15 protein-coding genes are annotated in these 17,651 nt (G+C 59.4%); 7 read left to right on the top strand and 8 right to left on the bottom strand.

The genetic code is table 11. The features are described from left to right. Positions 1 to 37 precede the first annotated feature (37 nt). Positions 38 to 2,824 (top strand): transporter substrate-binding domain-containing protein, encoded by a 2,787-nt coding sequence (locus tag ACQUWM_RS16565; protein WP_407001397.1) that lies wholly within the window; start codon positions 38 to 40, stop codon positions 2,822 to 2,824. Positions 2,825 to 2,847: 23 nt separating this feature from the next. Here ACQUWM_RS16565 and ACQUWM_RS16560 read toward each other — a convergent pair whose 3' ends face one another. Next, complete coding sequence (locus ACQUWM_RS16560) at positions 2,848 to 3,210, bottom strand: hypothetical protein (protein WP_428922871.1); 363 nt, start codon at positions 3,208 to 3,210, stop codon at positions 2,848 to 2,850. Between the two features lie 217 nt (positions 3,211 to 3,427). On the opposite strand from ACQUWM_RS16560, the gene ACQUWM_RS16555 reads away from it, so the two are divergent. Together ACQUWM_RS16555 and ACQUWM_RS16550 are read left to right on the top strand one after the other, a co-directional pair. Further along, the gene (locus tag ACQUWM_RS16555) at positions 3,428 to 4,030 is read left to right on the top strand and encodes a hypothetical protein (RefSeq protein WP_407001395.1); all 603 of its coding nucleotides are present in this window, start codon (positions 3,428 to 3,430) and stop codon (positions 4,028 to 4,030) included. 68 nt (positions 4,031 to 4,098) lie between these two features. Further along, positions 4,099 to 6,252, top strand: coding sequence for a patatin-like phospholipase family protein (locus ACQUWM_RS16550; protein ID WP_428922884.1), 2,154 nt, complete (start codon positions 4,099 to 4,101; stop codon positions 6,250 to 6,252). Between the two features lie 13 nt (positions 6,253 to 6,265). On the opposite strand, the gene ACQUWM_RS16545 is transcribed toward ACQUWM_RS16550, so the two are convergent. The 3 genes from ACQUWM_RS16545 to ACQUWM_RS16535 all read right to left on the bottom strand — a co-directional run bounded on the left by ACQUWM_RS16545 (position 6,266) and on the right by ACQUWM_RS16535 (position 9,532). Then, positions 6,266 to 6,946, bottom strand: coding sequence for a GntR family transcriptional regulator (locus ACQUWM_RS16545; RefSeq protein WP_407001394.1), 681 nt, complete (start codon positions 6,944 to 6,946; stop codon positions 6,266 to 6,268). Positions 6,947 to 7,034: 88 nt separating this feature from the next. Then, positions 7,035 to 8,465 carry a cardiolipin synthase gene (gene cls, locus ACQUWM_RS16540; RefSeq protein ID WP_428922870.1) on the bottom strand — a complete coding sequence of 477 codons (1,431 nt, stop codon included), beginning with the start codon at positions 8,463 to 8,465 and terminating at the stop codon, positions 7,035 to 7,037. A 2-nt stretch (positions 8,466 to 8,467) separates the two neighbouring features. Beyond that, positions 8,468 to 9,532 (bottom strand): AraC family transcriptional regulator, encoded by a 1,065-nt coding sequence (locus ACQUWM_RS16535; RefSeq protein ID WP_428922883.1) that lies wholly within the window; start codon positions 9,530 to 9,532, stop codon positions 8,468 to 8,470. 402 nt (positions 9,533 to 9,934) lie between these two features. On the opposite strand from ACQUWM_RS16535, the gene ACQUWM_RS16530 reads away from it, so the two are divergent. From ACQUWM_RS16530 to ACQUWM_RS16515, 4 genes are all read left to right on the top strand, one after another. Then, a complete protein-coding gene (locus tag ACQUWM_RS16530) occupies positions 9,935 to 10,726 on the top strand; it encodes an alpha/beta fold hydrolase (RefSeq protein ID WP_407001392.1) in 792 nt (263 codons plus the stop codon). A gap of 82 nt (positions 10,727 to 10,808) precedes the next feature. Next, positions 10,809 to 11,906, top strand: a complete 1,098-nt coding sequence (locus tag ACQUWM_RS16525; RefSeq protein ID WP_428922882.1) for an SMP-30/gluconolactonase/LRE family protein — start codon at positions 10,809 to 10,811, stop codon at positions 11,904 to 11,906. Next, a complete protein-coding gene (locus ACQUWM_RS16520) occupies positions 11,903 to 12,391 on the top strand; it encodes an acyl-CoA thioesterase (protein WP_407001391.1) in 489 nt (162 codons plus the stop codon). The genes ACQUWM_RS16525 and ACQUWM_RS16520 overlap by 4 nt, the downstream gene beginning before the upstream one ends. Before the next feature lie 75 nt (positions 12,392 to 12,466). Next, positions 12,467 to 13,450: an NADP-dependent oxidoreductase gene (locus ACQUWM_RS16515; protein ID WP_428922869.1), complete on the top strand. Its 984-nt coding sequence runs from the start codon at positions 12,467 to 12,469 to the stop codon at positions 13,448 to 13,450. 15 nt (positions 13,451 to 13,465) lie between these two features. On the opposite strand, the gene ACQUWM_RS16510 is transcribed toward ACQUWM_RS16515, so the two are convergent. From ACQUWM_RS16510 to ACQUWM_RS16495, 4 genes are all read right to left on the bottom strand, one after another. Then, positions 13,466 to 15,340 carry a cation:proton antiporter gene (locus ACQUWM_RS16510; protein ID WP_428922868.1) on the bottom strand — a complete coding sequence of 625 codons (1,875 nt, stop codon included), beginning with the start codon at positions 15,338 to 15,340 and terminating at the stop codon, positions 13,466 to 13,468. A gap of 21 nt (positions 15,341 to 15,361) precedes the next feature. After that, a complete protein-coding gene (gene tcdA, locus ACQUWM_RS16505) occupies positions 15,362 to 16,153 on the bottom strand; it encodes a tRNA cyclic N6-threonylcarbamoyladenosine(37) synthase TcdA (protein ID WP_428922867.1) in 792 nt (263 codons plus the stop codon). A 258-nt stretch (positions 16,154 to 16,411) separates the two neighbouring features. Then, positions 16,412 to 17,053 carry a ChrR family anti-sigma-E factor gene (locus ACQUWM_RS16500; protein ID WP_407001387.1) on the bottom strand — a complete coding sequence of 214 codons (642 nt, stop codon included), beginning with the start codon at positions 17,051 to 17,053 and terminating at the stop codon, positions 16,412 to 16,414. Next, positions 17,050 to 17,649 carry a sigma-70 family RNA polymerase sigma factor gene (locus ACQUWM_RS16495; RefSeq protein ID WP_428922866.1) on the bottom strand — a complete coding sequence of 200 codons (600 nt, stop codon included), beginning with the start codon at positions 17,647 to 17,649 and terminating at the stop codon, positions 17,050 to 17,052. Before ACQUWM_RS16495 ends, ACQUWM_RS16500 begins: the two co-directional genes overlap by 4 nt. Between the last annotated feature and the right edge of the window lie 2 nt (positions 17,650 to 17,651).

Below are 17,651 nucleotides of genomic sequence, written 5' to 3'. Positions count from 1 at the left end.
GCTCCTTAAACTTTAGCGGAACTGTTGAGGATATCCAGTGAAGGCCGTCTTGCAGGGTTTGTTGTTTTTGTTGTGCATTGGGGGCACCGGCCCCGTGCTGGCTGATCCGCCGCAATCATCACCAGCTCCCGTTCTGGGCGCACAGGACCTGGAATGGTTATCCGGGCAGGAAAACTTCCATATCGGGCTGTCTGGTGGCCAGATCCCCCTGGCTTTTGATACCGGAGACGGCGTTCTGGCCGGTATCTACATTGATTACCTGGACCGCCTGTCAGACAAACTGGGGGTGGCGATAACCCCGGTCTCCGGCAGTCCCTCTTCCCTGGCAGCACAACTTGATTCCGGCGAACTGGATGCCAGGCTGGTAGCTCGCAGTCCGCGGCAGCCTGGTCCTGAGGGGCGCTCCATCACTGAGCCGCTGATGAGTCTTACCTACGGCCTGTTTGTCAGTGCCGGGGATGCGGGCATCCGTAAACTGTCGGATCTGGAAGGCAGCCGGGTAGCACTGATTGCCGGGGATACCAGCCAGTACCTGCTTCTGGACCCGGTGGAAAGCTTCACGCCGGTACCTGTTGCCAGCATCAGCGAGGCGATCAGCATGGTGCTTTCGGGGCAGGCGGATGCGTTTCTCGGTCCGCTTCCTGTGGTGTCGGATTACCTGCAGTCCGCGATGATAAACGGCATTGGCCTCGCCCTGCTGCTGGACCAGAAGGCTGTCGATGTCGTGATCGAAGTCGACACGGAAGATGACCAGTTGTTGCGGGTGCTGAACCGGGCGGTTGAAGCGATCAGTCATAATGAGCATCGCGCCATACGGCAATCGTGGCTGCAGACCGATTTGCCCACCGTGGACGAGAACAGCATCACTCTCTCCAGCAACGAGCAGGATTGGCTCAAGCGACACCCCAATCTGCGGGTGGCGTTTCGCACCGACTGGCCGCCGTTCGAGTTCACTCAGGATGGTAATCCGGCTGGCCTGGTGCCGGACCTCGTGACCCGCCTGGAAAGCCAGTTGAATGTCCGGTTCCACCGCCAGGAGACATTGGACATCATGGAGGCGGAAGAGCAGCTGCAGCAGGGAGAGGTGGATATCCTGCCGGCCTTCAATCGAACGCCCAGGCGCAGCGATGATTTTCTGTTCACCCGCACCTACCTGACCGTGCCGATTGCCCTGGTGATCCGTGACGATGGGCGGTTCATCGGCGACCTGAGGGAGCTTCGTACCGAGAGGGTGGGCGTGGTGAACCGTCACTCCGCCCACGACTATCTGTTGATCAACCACCCGGACCTCGACCTATACCCGGTAAACAGCGTGGAGGAAGGGCTGTTATCGCTCTCCAATGGTGATCTGGATGTCATGGTCACTCACATACCCGCGGTCAGCTATACCGTGGCGAGGCTGGGACTGTCGAACCTGCGCATCACCAGTATCACCCCCTACCAATACGAACTGAGCCTGGCTGTCAGCAAGGATCGCCCGGAGTTACAGCGTATTCTCAACAAGGCGCTGGGCAGCCTCGATGCCGCTGAAACCGAATCCATCTATAACCGCTGGATACACCTGGATATTGAGCAGGAAACCGACTACACCGTGGTACGGCGGGTCGTGGGCATTGCCCTGGTGGTGGTGCTGATATTCCTCTACTGGAACCGCAAACTCTCCCGTGAGGTGGATGAGCGGATACGCTCGGAGAATGCGCTTCGCCGCAGCGAGGATGAGTTGCGGGCGGCCAAGCTGGAGGCGGAGCGGCTGGCGCGGGAAGCGGAGGCGGCCAGCCTCACCAAGAGCGAATTCCTCGCCAATATGTCCCATGAAATCCGTACGCCGATGAATGCCGTCATTGGCTACAGCGATTTGCTGAGCGACAGCGTAACGGATCCGCAGCAGCGTAATTATCTGGACGCCATCCGGGCTGGTAGCCGCAGCCTGCTGATGCTGATCAACGACATTCTCGACCTGTCCAGGATCGAAGCGGGAAAAATGCGACTCGATTACTCCGCTGTCTCAGTGCGCCGGCTGCTGGGCGACGTCCGGCATATTTTCGATCTGCGGGCGCGGGAGCAGGGCATTACCCTGGAAGTCAGCGTCGACTCGAAAATGCCGGCGGCGATGATGCTGGATGAAACCCGGCTGCGTCAGGTGCTGTTCAATCTGGTTGGCAATGCCATCAAGTTCACCCATGAAGGCGGAGTGACGGTACGAGCCACCGCAACGCCGGTTTCCAGGCAGGAGGCGGAGTCGGGAGACGACGGCAGGAAACTCTATCGGCTGGAGGTAACGGTCAGGGATACCGGGATCGGTATTCAGGATGACCAGTTGGAGCGGATCTTTGATGCGTTCGAGCAACAGGAGGGGCAGAACAGTCGTCGCTATGGCGGTACCGGTCTGGGCCTGGCGATCAGCCGGAAGCTGGCGCGGATGATGGGGGGAGAGCTCACCGTGGAAAGCGAGCCGGAGCAGGGCTCGACTTTTACCGTCACCCTTCCACGGGTAGAAGCCACGGTGGAGCAGGCCGAGGACGAAGGCGAGCCGGAAGAGGCCGAACGTCTGCTGGCCCAGACCCTGAGCATGCAGGAGCGCGGCTGGCTGCGTGAACAATTGGCCCGGGATTTTGGTGATGAGTGGGAAACCGTGCGGGAAAGCGGCGATCCGGAACAGATGCGGGATTTCGCAAAGCGGGTTCTCGCCTGGGGGGAGCGTTTCCGCTCACCCTCCGTGACCCGTTATGGCGAGAAGTTGCTGGCCGATGTGGAAGCGTTCAATCTTGACGCCGTGAACAACGCCCTGGACGCTTTCCCCCGCCTGCTTGGCCGGGACCAGTAGGTTGTCCGGTCAGGGGTGCCTGATTACAGGCAGTCAAACTGCGACCGGCGGTCAAAGGCAACGGCGACCATGTCGTATCCGGAGTCGGACAGCGAACGGATCAATTCCCGGTTTTTCAGCAACGTCATGCAGACCTTGTGGACGCTGGCCTGTAATTGCTCTTCCGCCGGCGTGGAATGAAACCGAAAATCCACAATCAGGTATTTGCGGTCGACAGTCGTGGTGACCGGGATGTCCTCGCGCTCCACACTTTCGTAGCCAATATAGGTCGGCTGTTCATTGCTAAAGACGTTGCTCATGAGTACGTCCAGGTTCTCCGCCAGGGCAGGACGGCTTGCCAGGATGGACAGCAGGATAAAGGTGGTGGCGCTGAGAGCTCTGTTCATGGATGCACTCCGTAGTGCTCGTCCGGTCACTGAGTAACTTAATGTAACATTGGGTTACAGTGATTATCGCAGAGTCTGACGCAGTTTGCGTGCAATGGGACAGTGATTTTTCAATTGTTTTCAGTTAGATCAAAAAGTGTGCGGGAGGCCGCAGGTTTTCGCGGGCATGACCGATCAACTATCATGATAATAAACCGATTCAGCAAGAGGCAGACTCATGTTCCAGCTCGTCTTCAAGGGTGAATGCGCACCGGGAATTGATGCCACCACCGCCCGCAATAATGCGCGGACGCTGTTCAAGGCCAGTGTAGAGCAGATAGAGCGTATGTTCAGCGGCCAGCCGGTGGTGATCCGCAACAAACTGGAAGCGGAGCAGGCGGAGAAGTATCGCGCTGTACTGGCAAAGCATGGAATGGTCGCCTACGTACAGACAATGCCCGGAACGGAACCAACGCGCCCCGAGGCACCATCCCCGGAACCGGCTCCGGCATCAGAACCTGCACCTGCACGGTCGGTTCCGCAAGACCAGCCGGCCAGTTCTGGTGAAGGCCTGCCTCCGGTTGAGCCCGGTGACCGGCTTTCGGTTGCGGGCGAAAAAGTGGATACCATCCTGGCGGGATCGGGGCTCTCCCTGGATCCGGTGGGTGTTAATCTGGCCGAGCATCAGGAAGTGGAAGCCCCGATGTTCCAGCATCTGGACGAGTGGACTCTGGCCCCCGCCGGTACGGACCTGGGCGTCGAACGTGATCTGCCTCCGCCGATGGTGCCCGATGTGTCTCACCTGTCGTTGGCCGATGACGAAACCACCAAGAACCAGTAAATAACAGGACCCCTCCCTTGCCAAGGATCATAATCCTCCTGCTTGTCTGTGTTGTCTCCTTTGTCCCCATGGTGACGGCGGATCCGGTTGAGGGGCGCCCCACGGTCGGGTTGGTGCTCAGCGGCGGTGGCGCCAAGGGGATGGCCCATGTCGGTGTCCTGCGGGTGCTCGAGGAGATGCGGATTCCGGTGGACCTGGTGGTGGGCACCAGTGCAGGCTCCGCAGTGGGGGCGCTTTATGCCAGTGGCATGCCGGTGAATGAGATCGAGCAGCGTTTTATCGATCTGGACTGGGTCTCCAGCTTTCGGGATGACCCGGGCCGGGCCTACAAGCCCGTGCGCCGAAAACAGGAAGACTGGCGTTTTCCCGTGGTTCCCGGCCTTGGTGTGCGGCTGGATGGCCTTCATGTAGGCGGCGGTATCATCGCAGGTCAGAACCTTGGTTTTATTCTCAACGAACTGACCCGCAATGCGGCGCTGGTGGAGGACTTTGACCAGTTGGCAATCCCTTTCCGGGCGGTGGCCACCGATCTGGAAACCGGGGAGCAGGTTGTCATCGGCAATGGCAACCTGTCTGAGGCCATTCGCGCCAGCATGAGTATTCCTGGGGTGTATGCGCCGGTGAGGTGGGACGGTCGCCTGCTGGTGGACGGCGGGGTTGCCAACAACCTGCCGGTGACAGTGGCCCGCGAGATGGGGGCGGACATCGTGATTGCGGTGGATATCACCGACCCTTTGCTGAAAGCGGAGGATCTACAGGAAGCGTTCTCGGTTGTCGGTCAGTTGACCACCATGATGACGCGGATGAACACGGATTATCAGCTGGAACGGTTGCAGGAGCAGGATATTCTGATCCGTCCGGACCTGGAGGGGCGAAGCTCTTCCGACTTTTACGATGCGCCAATATTGTTTGAATTGGGGGCGACCAGCACCCGTTCTCACGCCGGCGAGTTGCGCCATCTGAGTGTTTCGCGGGAACGTTGGACGGACATCCGGGAAACGATGAATGCCAGTGGTTTTTCCCCGGGTGACATTGTCCGTATTGAAGTGGATCAGGATTCCCGTTTGGCCGGGGAGTTCCTGCGTTCCAGAATCCGCCAGGAAACCGGCGAACCCTTGGACGTGGAGGCCCTGGAGGATGACCTGAAACGGATTTATGGCCTCGGTTACTACGAGACCGCCTCCTATTCATTGTCTCCATCCGATGAAGGTACCGTGCTCACCATCCGCGTGCAGGGAAAATCCTGGGGGCCCAACTACCTTGCGTTTGGACTGAACTACGAGGACAACTTCGACGGGGAAACCCGCTTTAACGTCGGCTCCGCCCTGCGCATGACCGAGCTTAACGCCCTTGGTGGCGAGTGGCAGACCGGTTTACAGCTGGGAACCGAACCTTACGTGCGCACGGAATGGTTCCAGCCCCTGGATTACGGCTATGAACGGTTTCTGATTGCCGGCGCGGAATATACCCGCGACACCTTCAGTGTGTTTGGGGATGACGGCGACCGTATTGCCGAAGTGGACGTAACCTTTCGCCAGTTTGACCTGGCGCTGGGCATGGAGCTCGGTGGAAATGGCGATGTGCGTTTGGGTTATACCCGTGGTTACGCCACCGTGGACGAACAGGTCGGTACGCCGGTGGCGCCGTCCGGGTCCATACACCAGGGCAGTTTCAGCCTGCAGCTGGTGCACGATTCCCTGAACGATATCTTCTACCCCCAGTCGGGAGGCTTCGCCGGTATCCGGGGGCGAATGGAGCGGGACGATCTGGGGTCGGACCGGCATTTTGACTCCGTCACTGGCATGGGGCTGGGCACTGGCAGTTGGCGGGGGTTCACCATCACCGGACTGCTGTATGCGCATGCTGTCACCCGCGGGGAGCCCGGTATCGAAAATACCGTCCGGCTTGGCGGGTTTCGTCGGTTGTCGGCCTATGCGCCGGGTGAAATTACTGGTGAAAACGCGGCCATGGCGTCGCTGTTTGCCAGCCAGGAGTTTGGCGGCCCCTTTTTACCCTGGTTTGCCGGAATGGGTTTCGAGACTGGTAACGCCTGGGAGTCGTTCGACGATGCCAGTTGGAACAACACGGTCAGGTCCTGGAGCGTGTTTGCCGGCGTCGATACCTTCCTGGGGCCGGTTCAGCTTGCCACCGCCTACAACAACGAAGATGACTGGACTGCTTATCTGAACATCGGGTTTTCGTTCACCCAGTTGTTTTACTGAGTCTTTGTTCCTGTCAGGCTCCGCGACGAGCCTGGTTGTTGTTCAGCGCCTCCAGTACCTGGCGACACTGCTGTTCGGCAAAGTGCTGGAGGATCCTGGCCAACCGGTCTTCGTCCCGGTCTTTGATGGCGCGGATGGATTCGTCCATGTGGGCCAGATTATCCTCCAGCACCTTGTTGCCACCATTCTGGAAGGCTACGAATGCGCAGCGTTTGGCGGATGGCCAGAGATCCTCAATGGCGGAAATGATGAAATAGTTATCCGCGTAGGCGAGGGATGCCTTGGTGTATTCAATGCCCAGTTCCAGGAACCGCATCAGGTCATTGCGCTGGAAACACGCCTGCATCTGATCGTACAGGGATTCCAGCTTGTCCATGTCGGCCGGTTGCCACTGGCGGGCGAGTTTGCGACCGGTGTGGGTCAGGTAGAGTTCCAGGGTTTCATACAGGCTGCGAACAAAATACTCATCCAGATCCGTGACAAACGCACCCTTGCGGGGAACGTTGCGGACCAGGTGGCGTTTTTCCAGCAGCAGTAACCCTTCGCGGATGGACCCGTGACTGACGTCCATCTGTTTGGCCATGGAGTTCTCGTAAATGCGCTCGCCGGAGCGTAGCTGGCCAAAGGCAATCAGGTTCTCAATGTGGCGGGCAACCTGTTCGGTGAGGGTTTCTCGGGGCTTGAATGTGGTCATGATCCTGCTTCGTTACTGCTTGCCGGGCTCGGGTTCCCTGAATACTCTCACATTCTATCCGCCGGGAAAACGCTTGCGCCCAAACCCCTCAGAGCAGCGGTGCCAGCAATCGCACGGCGCGGCAGCCCAGGCGGAAGGCGATTGAGCGATCCTGATAGTCGCGCTCGGTCATCCGCCGTGAGTTTTTCAGATCCTCTTCCAGCATGGTGGTCACCTCCGAAACAAACTCGCTGGAGGTGGTGATGGCGGTGATTTCGAAGTTCAGGCGCATTGAGCGATTATCGAGATTGGCGGTACCCACGGCGGCATAGCGGTTGTCCACCAGAATGATTTTCTGGTGCATGAACCCCGGCTGGTAACGATAGATGCCGACACCCGCCTGGCAGGCCTGGACAAGGTAGGAATAGGCGGCAACCTTGATCAGCCAGCTGTCCGACTTCTCCGGAATGATAATGCGCACATCGACACCCCGCAGGGCGGCCAGCTGCAGGGCATTCATGATCTGGAAATCCGGCACGAAGTAGGGCGACGCGATCCAGATGCGGGTGCGGGCGTTGTTGATGCAGTTGAGGAAAAACAGTGTACAGGTTTCGTAGGTGTCGGCGGGGCCGGTCGGCAGTATCAGCACCTCATGGTCGCCGGAAGGCGGCAGCGCCGGTTGCCAGTTAAGGTCCGGGAATTCGTTACTGGCCCAGTTCCAGTCCTCCAGCCATGCCAGCTGCAGCCCGATAACCGCAGGTCCGGCAATGTGGCAATGGGTGTCGCGCCAGGGCTCCTGATCCATGGCAATGCCGAGGTATTCATCCCCCAGGTTGATGCCGCCGACAAAACCGATGTTGCCATCGCAAAGCAGCAATTTGCGATGGTTGCGGAAATTGATCTGGAAACGCCGTCGGCGGATATTGCCATCCCCGAAAGACGCCACCCGCGCGCCGGCGTGGGCCAGCTCTTTCAGGTAAGTGCGGGGCAGCCAGACGCTGCCGATATCGTCGTACAGGAACCACACCTGCACACCCTCCGCGAGCTTGCGTTTCAGGATCGACTTGATGCGTTGACCGACTTTGTCGGAGCGAACGATGTAGAACTCCAGCAGGATGTAATGGCGGGCGTTTTCCATGGCATCGAAAACCGAATCGAACGTGGCTTCGCCATCTTTCAGCAGGGTGCAGTGATTATTGCTGGTGAACGGCTGTCGCCCCAGCTTGCACAACACCTGAAATTCATCGCCGAAATGTTCGTTGCCCGGGTGCGACAGGGTGGTGGTTTGTTGCTCGAAGTGGTTCAGTAAATCGGTCAGCGCGGCGTCGCCCATGCGCCGGGCACGGACATAACCGCCAAAGCGGTTGCGCCCGAACAGCAGGAACAGGGGCACGGCGAGGTAAGGCAGGCCGATAAGAGCAATGATCCAGGCAATGGCGCCCTGGGCGGTGCGGTAAGTCAGCAGTATCCGGTAAACGCAGGACAGCGCCGCCAGATAGAGCAGGCCGACAGCAATCGCGATCAGGGTGGTTTCAGGCATCGTTATTCCTGTGCTTGGCCGGACTCAGCGGCCAGGTGGCGGGCACGGTATTGCGCCGGAGCCATGCCGGTCCAGCGCTTGAAGGCGCGGCTGAACGCACTGAGTTCCGAGAAGCCGAGCAGGAAGGCGATCTCCCCCAGGGCATACTGGTCAGCCGCGACGTACCTGAGGGCCTTGTCCTTGCGCACCTGTTCCACCAGATCATGAAAGCTCACCCCCTCTTTTTTCAGTCTGCGGTAGAGCGTCTGCCGGCTCATATGGCACTGCCGTGCCAGAGTATCGGCGTCGATCCTGTCGGTGGACATCTGGCGCGAGATCAGGCGGCGCACCTTGCGGCCAAAGGTGCGGCGGGTCTGCAGGCGTGCCAGCAGGGAATTCACCTGTCGCAACACCGCGGAATACACATAGGGATTGCGGTGGGGGATCGGATGGCTGAGGTGTCGGCTGTTGAAGGCCAGACGTGTGCTGGTGCTGTTGAACACGACGGTGCCCCCCAGCAATTGCTCGTATTCGTCGGCATAACTCGGCCTGGGGTGAGCTATCTCGGCCCATTCCGCGCGGATGCCGGGGTGAATGAAATGACGGGTGCGGCACAGCGCTGCGGCCAGGGTGCGATCCATATCCTGGCGACAGTAGTGGCCGGGCCTGTCCGGCTGCCAGGTAAGTATAGCCTGATCACCGGTCTGCTCCAGGCTGAGGGTAACGGATTCGTTAATCAGCCGGTGCAGGCGCACGTATTGGGTAACGGCTTCCCCCAGGGTATCGCAGTTGAAAAAGACATGGCCGACCAGCCCCATGCGTTCCGGGTCCACCACCTGCCCGGCATGGAGACCGACGGCGGGATCGCCCGTTACCTGTTCGGCATGTTGCCAGAGTTGGTAATGCGCATCGGCGGGAACGCGCAGATCGGGGTCAGCCAGGGCCTCCAGAGGCATGCCAAGGATGTGTTCGATATGCGGCCGGTTCTGCACTCCCCGGCAGTCGAGATAGTGCACCAGCGCCAGGGTACTGGAGGCGGCCACCAGAGGTGCCGTGGTTGTTTCAGCCGGAACTGCGTTCACTGTGATCCATTCCTGTTGTTAACAGGTTTTCATGTCCGCTGATACAAAATGTCAAACGGATGGGACAGCCTGTCAACGGTTTGTCATACCAACAACGATAGCATTAAGTCATCAGGTTGGAGCAATGGAACAGCGATTATCGAGGAGGTGTGTACTATGGAACGCGAAATTTTCGTGCCCCATACAGAACGTGAACGCCGGAACTGCGAGGCGCTCGCCGAATACCTGAACAGCATCTTCTATTGCTGATCAGGCAAACCGTACGCTATTGACCTTTCAGCCGGGGAACTCCCCGGCTTTTTTATGCCTGCAGAAACCTGGAGGCGTTGCCGGCCTTGCTCCATTTTCCGGCAGTGGTAATGTATCCCACTGATTTGAGTTAACGAATCCATCCGGAGACTAATGTCCATGAGTGTTGAGCTGAATCACCGTATTACTGGCGAAGGCCCCCCCCTGATCATTTTGCATGGCCTTTTCGGGTCCATGGATAACCTGGGCGGTATTACCCGGCGTTTGCAGGATGAATGGCAGGTTCATGCCCTGGATCAGCGCAACCACGGAAATTCTTCTCATACCGAAACCATGGATTACCCGGCAATGGCGGCGGATGTGGTTGCCTATATGGACGCCCAGGGACTGGACAAGGCCGCCATCCTTGGTCATTCCATGGGCGGTAAAACTGCCATGCAGGTGGCGCTGTCGGCACCGGAGCGGGTGGACAGGGTGATCGTTGCAGATATTGCGCCTGTGTCCTACAAGCCCCGCCATGATGCCATTCTGGAGGGGCTTACTGCCCTTGACCTGAGCGCCGTCAAAACCCGTCAGGATGCAGACAGCATGTTGGCGGAGCATGTTGAAACGCCCCAGGTTCGCCAGTTCCTGCTGAAAAACCTGGTGCGTGTTCCCCAGGGGGAGCAGAAACCGGGAGAAGGTCTCTATCGCTGGCGCCTGAACCTGCCGGTTATTGAGGCCTGTTATCCGAAACTGGCGCTGGCTCCGGAAGGCGATCGCCCCTATGACGGGCCTGTGTTGTTCCTCAAGGGGGAGGAGTCTGCCTATATCCAGGATAAGCACTGGGATGAAATCCGCCGTTTGTTCCCTTCCGCGGAACTTCAGGTCATCGAAGGTACGGGGCATTGGTTGCATGCAGAGAAGACTGACGCTTTTGAGACGCTGTGCCGCCGCTTCCTGAAACAGTGAGTCCGGCCCGGGCAGCGGTGTAGCCGTGCCCGCGTCTCTGCTAAGGTTACGTCATCGTATCTGAATGGGGCGAATGTCTGTTATGAAGTGGCTGTTGGGTCTTTTGCTGGTTGGGTTTGTGCTGTTGGGGGGCTTTCTGCTGTCTCCGTCTCCCGTTGACAGCAAGGCCTGGAAAGCGCCTTCGCCACCGGCAATGACTGGCAAACTCGCGCCCAACGAACTGCTGCGCCTGTCCGACCTGCTTGCCCGTGGTCAGGTGTACGGGCCGGAAGATACCACTGTGGACGCCAACGGCGTGTTGTACACCGGCACCCAGGACGGCAAGATTGTCCGGGTCTGGCCGGATGGGCGGGTCGAAGAGTGGCTGGAAACCGGTGGTCGCCCCCTCGGGCTGGTGTTTGATGACAAGGGCAACCTGACTGTGGCGGATGCCTGGAAAGGCCTGTTGTCGATTGCCCCCGACAAGACCATTACCCTGCTGTCACGGGAGTCGGAGGGGTTGCCGTTTCGCTTCACCGATGATGTGGATATCGCTCCGGACGGCCGTATCTATTTCACCGACGCCAGTTCCCGCTTTGAACAACCGGATTATGTGCTGGACCTGCTGGAGATGCGCCCCCATGGCCGCCTGCTCCGTTATAATCCCGGTACCGGCAAAACGGAAACCCTGTTGAGAAACCTGCACTTCGCCAATGGCGTGGCGGTGTCTCCGGATGGGGACTATGTGCTGGTTAATGAAACCTGGAAATACCGTATCCTGAAATACTGGATCCACGGCCCCAGGGCAGGGCAGGCAGAGGTGTTTGCCGATAACCTGCCGGGGTTCCCGGACAACCTCGCCGTGGATCATGCCGGGCGTTACTGGGTGGCTTTTCCGACGCTCCGCAATGCGCGGGTGGATTCCATGCATCGTCAGCCCTGGCTGAAAGACCTGGTGGCCAAACTGCCGGAAAGCTTCCAGCCAAAACCACAGGAATATGGGCTGGCGCTGGCGTTTGACGCCAACGGTGAACTGATCACCAGTCTCCATGATACCCGCGGGACTCACCTGCAGGAAATCACCTCGGTCAATCCACACGGCGGTAACCTATACTTTGGTTCACTTCACAATGACCGCATCGGGCGGCTACCGTTGCGGGCCATTCCGGGGTTGGAAAAACAGGGAGAACAGGACGAATGAGCGACAGCGCGCAGGCGATTGAGCAGACGTTTGAATGGGATCTGCCGTCCCCGTATACCATGGACATCCTGGTCAGGGATGAGGACACCGATCGCCTCGGCCACGCCAACAACGTCGTCTATGTCCGCTGGCTGGAGGATGTCAGCTGGGCGCACATCGAGAGCCTGGGCATGACCTGGGAGCTCCATGAGGCCACGGGGAAAGCCATGGCCATCACCCGTACCGAGATTGACTACCTTGCGTCAGCCAATGCCGGCGATCGCCTGGTGCTGGGTACCTGGCTGACCGGATATGACGGCCGTTTCCGCTCCTCGCGTCAGTTCCAGCTGGTACGGGCCTCAGATGGCAAGACCCTGGTGCGGGCCATGTCCACCCATGCCTGCGTAAACATGAAATCCCAGCGGCCTTCCAGGGCGCCGAAAGAATTCGCCGAGATACTCGGTAGCGCCGTGGTGGCTGGCGGTCGTGGTCTGACACTGGATTGAATCACCTTGCACGCCAACTTCTGCTAGTCTGAACGAAAGCCCGTTAGCCGTTACCACCGTTGTCCGGAGATCCCCATGGAAAACGTCGTTGACCAGAACACTGAATCCTCCATGTGCCATGTGATCTATGATCACTTTGGTGAGCGTGATGTCCTGCAGGTGGTCAGCTCGGAGATCCCTCAGCCGCAAGCGGGGCAGGTGCTTCTCCGCGTCCATGGCGCAGGCCTGAACCCGATTGACTGGAAGACCCGCAAGGGGCTGGGATTTGCTGCGCGCCAGATCGAGGATTCGTTGCCCTGGACGCCGGGCTACGATGTGGCCGGTGAAGTGGTTGCCGTGGCGGACGATGTGACAACCCTGGCGCCGGGAGATCGCGTTATGGGGATGGTTGGCTTCCCGGCGACAGGCGGCGGTTACGCGGAATATGCCCTGGCCGCCGCGGATGAACTGGCCATTGTTCCGGAGGAGCTTGACCTGGTAACCGCGGGGGCGTTGCCGCTGGCGGCACTGACGGCCTGGCAGGCCCTGTTCGAGGTGGCCAAGCTGGAGTCAGGTGACAAGATCCTGATTCACGCCGGCGCCGGTGGGGTCGGGCATTTTGCCGTCCAGTTTGCCCTGGAACGGGGCGCCCATGTGGTCGCTACGGCCTCGGCCGGTAACCGTGATTTCCTGGCGGAACTGGGTGTGCACGAGGTGATCGATTACCGCACCACGGATGTTGCCGAGGAATGCTATGGCCTGGATGTGGTGCTGGATCTGGTTGGTGGCGAAGCCGGCAAGCGATCCCTGCACACACTCGGTGAGCACGGGGTGCTGGTGACCATTCCCACGGTCACCGCGGACGAGATCATCAGCGCGGCTGAAGAGTTGGGGCTGCGGGCTCACGGCATGACCGTGCGCCCGGATGTATTCCACCTGGATGAAATTGCGGAGCTGATCGAGGACGGCGACGTCAAGGTCCATATTGAACAGGCTTTTCCACTGGCCCGGGTGGCTGACGCCCACGAATTGCTCGAGGGCGGCCACGTTCGCGGCAAGCTGGTGCTCGACTGTCGCTGATATTCCGAAGCGCTTTTACTTCCGGGCGGCGGCCCCGCCCGGAAGCTCCCTCTCAGCTTCTTCTGTCTGCTGTTCTTCCCTTCCCTTGCGCTCTTTCGGAGCCTGGGGTGGTACGAGGCTGACCAGGGTCCAGTCATTCTCTGGCTTGATGTGGTCCATATCCAGTACCGGCGACACGCGCCCCTTGTTGTCAAAGACAAACAGCACCAGCGGCTGGTGATGGTACTTTTCCAGGAAGTCCTTGTAACCGAACTCTTCACTGAGCTGAGTGGTTTTTACGGTGTAGCCCTGGCTGGCCAGGCTCGCGAGCTTGGCGTAGCTGACGCCATCGAAGAGGCCCCGGGTCATCTGGATCTTCTCGGCAGTCTGGTGTCGCGCTTTCTGGTCAGGATCGCCTTCCGCCAGGGTAAACACCGAATCCTTTCCGAACCAGTCCAGGAAATGGTAAGTCGCCAGCGAATTCATGTGCTTGTAGGGTGAAATGACCAGCAGATTGCCAATGCCGGTCAGGTCCAGATGGGTCGAGGCGTGCTCGGATACCGGATTGCCGAAGTAGACCTGGAGATTGTCCATGCGCGCCTGGCGGATGTTTTCCCAGTTGGTGTCGGCCAGTGTCACAGGCACGTCGTACTTCTTCAGGGCAACGGCGATCTTCCGGGCCACCGGGTTGGCGCCGAGAATCAGGAAACCGAATTCAGCGGGCTCTGCAACCTTCAGCAGCCGGGCGAGGGGGCGGGCGGTCAGACTCTGAAGTGTCACGGTGGCAATGATCAGCATGAACACCAGAGGCACCAGGGCCCCGGCGCTCTCATATCCGAGCTTCTGCAGCTGGAATGCAAACAGCGCGGAAACTGCCGCCGCGACAATGCCCCGAGGGGCAATCCAGCTCAGAAACAGCTTGTCCCGCCAGTTGAGGCTGGTGCCAATAGCCGACAGGAAGATGCTCACCGGGCGTGCCACCAGCATCAGCATGGCCAGCACCGCCACCAGGCCCCAGCCCAGTTCGGCAATGGCGGAAAATTCCACCCGCGCCGCCAGGATGATGAACAGCGCCGAGATCAGCAGCACGCTGAGGGATTCCTTGAACTCCAGGATGCTGTCGATGGGCACCTGCTTCATGTTGGCCATCCAGATACCCATGATGGTAACGGTTAGCAGTCCTGACTCGTGTGCTAACTCATTGGAAAGGGCGTACACGCCAAGCATGAAGGTGAGGGTGCCGGCGTTGTGCAGGTACTGGGGGATCAGGTGTTTTCTCAGCGCCAGGCCGTTCAGGTAGCCGGCAACAGCGCCGATGAGGAAGCCCACCGCCAGGGTTTTGCCGAAAATGTAGAGCGAGTGTCCGAACACATTGCCCTGACCCCAGGACACAATGCCCTCGAACACCAGAACCGCCAGTAGTGCGCCCACCGGATCAATGATAATACCTTCCCAGCGCAGGATGTTGGCCAGTTTGGCGTCCGGGCGAACGGATCGCAGCAGCGGGGCGATCACCGTCGGCCCGGTGACAATGGAAATGGCGCCGAAGAGCAGGGCAACCTCCCAGGACACCTCAAGCAGCCACCGTGCCGACAGCGTGCCGATGATGCAGGTGACAATGGAGCCGACTGGAATCAGGTTGCGCACCATTTTGCCGTGGCCGCGGATTTCTTCGTAGCGCAGCGTCAGGCTGCCCTCAAAGAGAATAATGGCGACAGACAGGGAGATGAGCGGGAACAGCAAGTCGCCAAACACCACTTCCGGTGCCAGGAAACCCAGCCAGGGGCCCGCGGCAATACCGCCAGCCAGCAGGAAGAGAATGGCTGGCATCCTGACGCGCCAGGCGAGCCACTGACAGAACAGAGAAAGAATGCCGATACTTGCGAGAAGCAGAACAGTGCTTACGGGCATAATGACTTCAGGTCCGTTGAGTTATGGGTTAGCGCGTCGTGCAATCCGGTTCAGCAGCCGCGAGGCGGCAAAAAAGCCGAAACTGGCGGTGACCGGGCTGGCTGCCCCGAAGCCCGAGGCGCAGTCCAGACGGACCGGGCCCTCGGTGGCGGGCTTCTGCAGGCAGACTTCGCCGTCTCCGGCAGGATACGTCAGCTGTTCCAGCGAGTATACGGCCTCTATGCCAAAGCGCCGCTTGGGATTACGGGAGAAACCGTACTCCCGGCGCAGCATGTTACGAACCTTGGCCAGTAATGGATCTTGCGTGGTCTTGCTGAGGTCGGCAACGCGGATCTGGGTCGGGTCCAGCTGACCGCCAGCGCCGCCGGCACACACCACGGGAAGTTTCCGGCGCTGGCAGTAGGCGATCAGGGCGGCCTTGGCCTTGACGCTGTCGATGGCATCCACCACGGCGGTCATGTCAGCGGTGATCAACTCGTCGACGTTTTTCGGCGTCAGGAATCCGAAATGCACGCGAATGTCTGCCTGGGGGTTGATCGCTTTCAGTCGCTCCGCCATGGCGTCGGTCTTGGTTCGACCATACTGGCCTTCCAGGGCATGTAGCTGTCGATTGGTGTTGGAGACACAGATGTCATCCATGTCGATCAGGGTCATGGCGCCGACGCCAGACCGAACCAGCGCTTCCGCCGCCCATGAGCCCACGCCGCCCAGTCCGACGATGGCAATATGCGACTGGCGAAAGGCTTCCAGGGCGCGACGGCCATACAGGCGTTCTATCCCGCCGAAGCGAAAACCGTAGTCGTCAGGGGTCATGGGGGTCTCCGATGATGTCAAAGACCGAGATTGTAACTCAAGCTTGGGCAGGCATAAAAAAAGCCACGCAGGGCGTGGCTTACAAGCAAGTGTTCAACCCGACGGGGAGTTGAACAGGACTAGTTCAGAGACACTAATCAACCCGCTTAGTATCTACCTTCGGGCAGACTATCTGAAGGTCAGGGGCTGACAACTATCGGTCATTTCCGGCCAGCATGCGGACCTGGTTGCATGTGTTGTGCCTCAACCCCGGCGTGCTCAGCGAATGAAAGGGTTAAGCAGTCGCGTAAAGGTGCCGGTCAACTTAACCGGGGCACTGAGTACGGACAATGTGATGCAGTCCTCGCAGCCAACCGCGACAGGCCGGTGTTCGTCCTGTTCATTAAGAACCACAAAATCCCATTGATTGAACACGCCTTTCTGGTCCGCGAAAGCACCCTGCAGCACGATGGTGGTTTCTTCGCCCCGATGGGTGTGAGCAGGTGCTTTGCCTCCCGCTGACAGTTTCTGCAGGACGACCTGTTCGTGCTGGCCAGGGAAGCGTTCGGAGATATCCAGCACGCTGACATCCCCCAGCTGGCGTTTCCAGGGCAGGCTGTCAAGGTCGTCCCCCAGCAGTTTCCGGAGCGCGCCGACCCTTGGCTCAATGGCCGCAATCGCTTGGCCTTCGCTTTCCTCGCTGTCGATCCGCGACAGGATGCTGTCGAACATATCCTCACTGACGCTGACTTTCGGCTGATGTTCCATCATCACCGCGCCCAGGCTGTCGAGAGTGTCCACGCGGCCACGGCAATGGGGGCACTGATCCAGGTGCAGCCGGATGCACAGAGCATGGGGCTCGGTCAGGTTGCCGGCGCTGTACTCCATCAACGTCAGGCTGTCGGGATGGTGCCGTGTCATACGTTCTGGTCCTGCAAAATCACTTTCAGCTTGTTCAGGGCCAGGCGAACCCGGCTCTTTACGGTGCCAAGGGGAATGTTGAGCTCGTCAGCCACCATCTGGTGGGACTTGTTCTCCATATAGACCTTGGCAATCACGGTAATCTGTTCTTCCGGCAAGTGGCTCAGAGACTCCCGGATGCGTCGTTCGGACATCAAACGGTGCAAAGAGGTGACTGGCTCATCCTCGTTTTCGCCGGGGATTTGCCAAAGATCTTCGGTTTCCACCGGCATCTCGGCACTGGTGCGCTTCATCTTTCGCAACATATCGATGCGCTGGTTCCGCGCGATGGTGAAGATCCATGTTGAGGCCGCGGCCTTGCGCCAGTCATACAGGCAGGAGCGCCGCCATATGGACACGAAGACCTCTTGCACCAGCTCTTCAGCGTGACTGGCCAGGCCATTTGCCATGGCGTAATACTTGATCTGCGGGCCAAAATGCTCGAACAGCGCATGATAGGCCTGGCGATCCTGGTGTTTGCCCACCTTGTCCAGCATCTGGCTCCAGGGATCCTTGCGGCCCTCGGGGCGAGCGGACTGCCGCTCCAGTGTTGTCACCG

Source organism: Marinobacter sp. DUT-3 (assembly GCF_050379435.1).
Lineage (GTDB): Bacteria > Pseudomonadota > Gammaproteobacteria > Pseudomonadales > Oleiphilaceae > Marinobacter.
This window is presented reverse-complemented; position numbering and strand designations above follow the sequence as displayed.

Bases quoted from the DNA above. Each gene is read 5' to 3' on its own strand.
- ACQUWM_RS16560 (WP_428922871.1), bottom strand. From the start codon at position 3,210: ATGAACAGAGCTCTCAGCGCCACCACCTTTATCCTGCTGTCCATCCTG.
- ACQUWM_RS16555 (WP_407001395.1), top strand. From the start codon at position 3,428: ATGTTCCAGCTCGTCTTCAAGGGTGAATGCGCACCGGGAATTGATGCC.
- ACQUWM_RS16550 (WP_428922884.1), top strand. From the start codon at position 4,099: ATGGTGACGGCGGATCCGGTTGAGGGGCGCCCCACGGTCGGGTTGGTG.
- ACQUWM_RS16545 (WP_407001394.1), bottom strand. From the start codon at position 6,946: ATGACCACATTCAAGCCCCGAGAAACCCTCACCGAACAGGTTGCCCGC.
- cls (WP_428922870.1), bottom strand. From the start codon at position 8,465: ATGCCTGAAACCACCCTGATCGCGATTGCTGTCGGCCTGCTCTATCTG.
- ACQUWM_RS16530 (WP_407001392.1), top strand. From the start codon at position 9,935: ATGAGTGTTGAGCTGAATCACCGTATTACTGGCGAAGGCCCCCCCCTG.
- ACQUWM_RS16525 (WP_428922882.1), top strand. From the start codon at position 10,809: ATGAAGTGGCTGTTGGGTCTTTTGCTGGTTGGGTTTGTGCTGTTGGGG.
- ACQUWM_RS16520 (WP_407001391.1), top strand. From the start codon at position 11,903: ATGAGCGACAGCGCGCAGGCGATTGAGCAGACGTTTGAATGGGATCTG.
- ACQUWM_RS16515 (WP_428922869.1), top strand. From the start codon at position 12,467: ATGGAAAACGTCGTTGACCAGAACACTGAATCCTCCATGTGCCATGTG.
- ACQUWM_RS16510 (WP_428922868.1), bottom strand. From the start codon at position 15,340: ATGCCCGTAAGCACTGTTCTGCTTCTCGCAAGTATCGGCATTCTTTCT.
- tcdA (WP_428922867.1), bottom strand. From the start codon at position 16,153: ATGACCCCTGACGACTACGGTTTTCGCTTCGGCGGGATAGAACGCCTG.
- ACQUWM_RS16500 (WP_407001387.1), bottom strand. From the start codon at position 17,053: ATGACACGGCACCATCCCGACAGCCTGACGTTGATGGAGTACAGCGCC.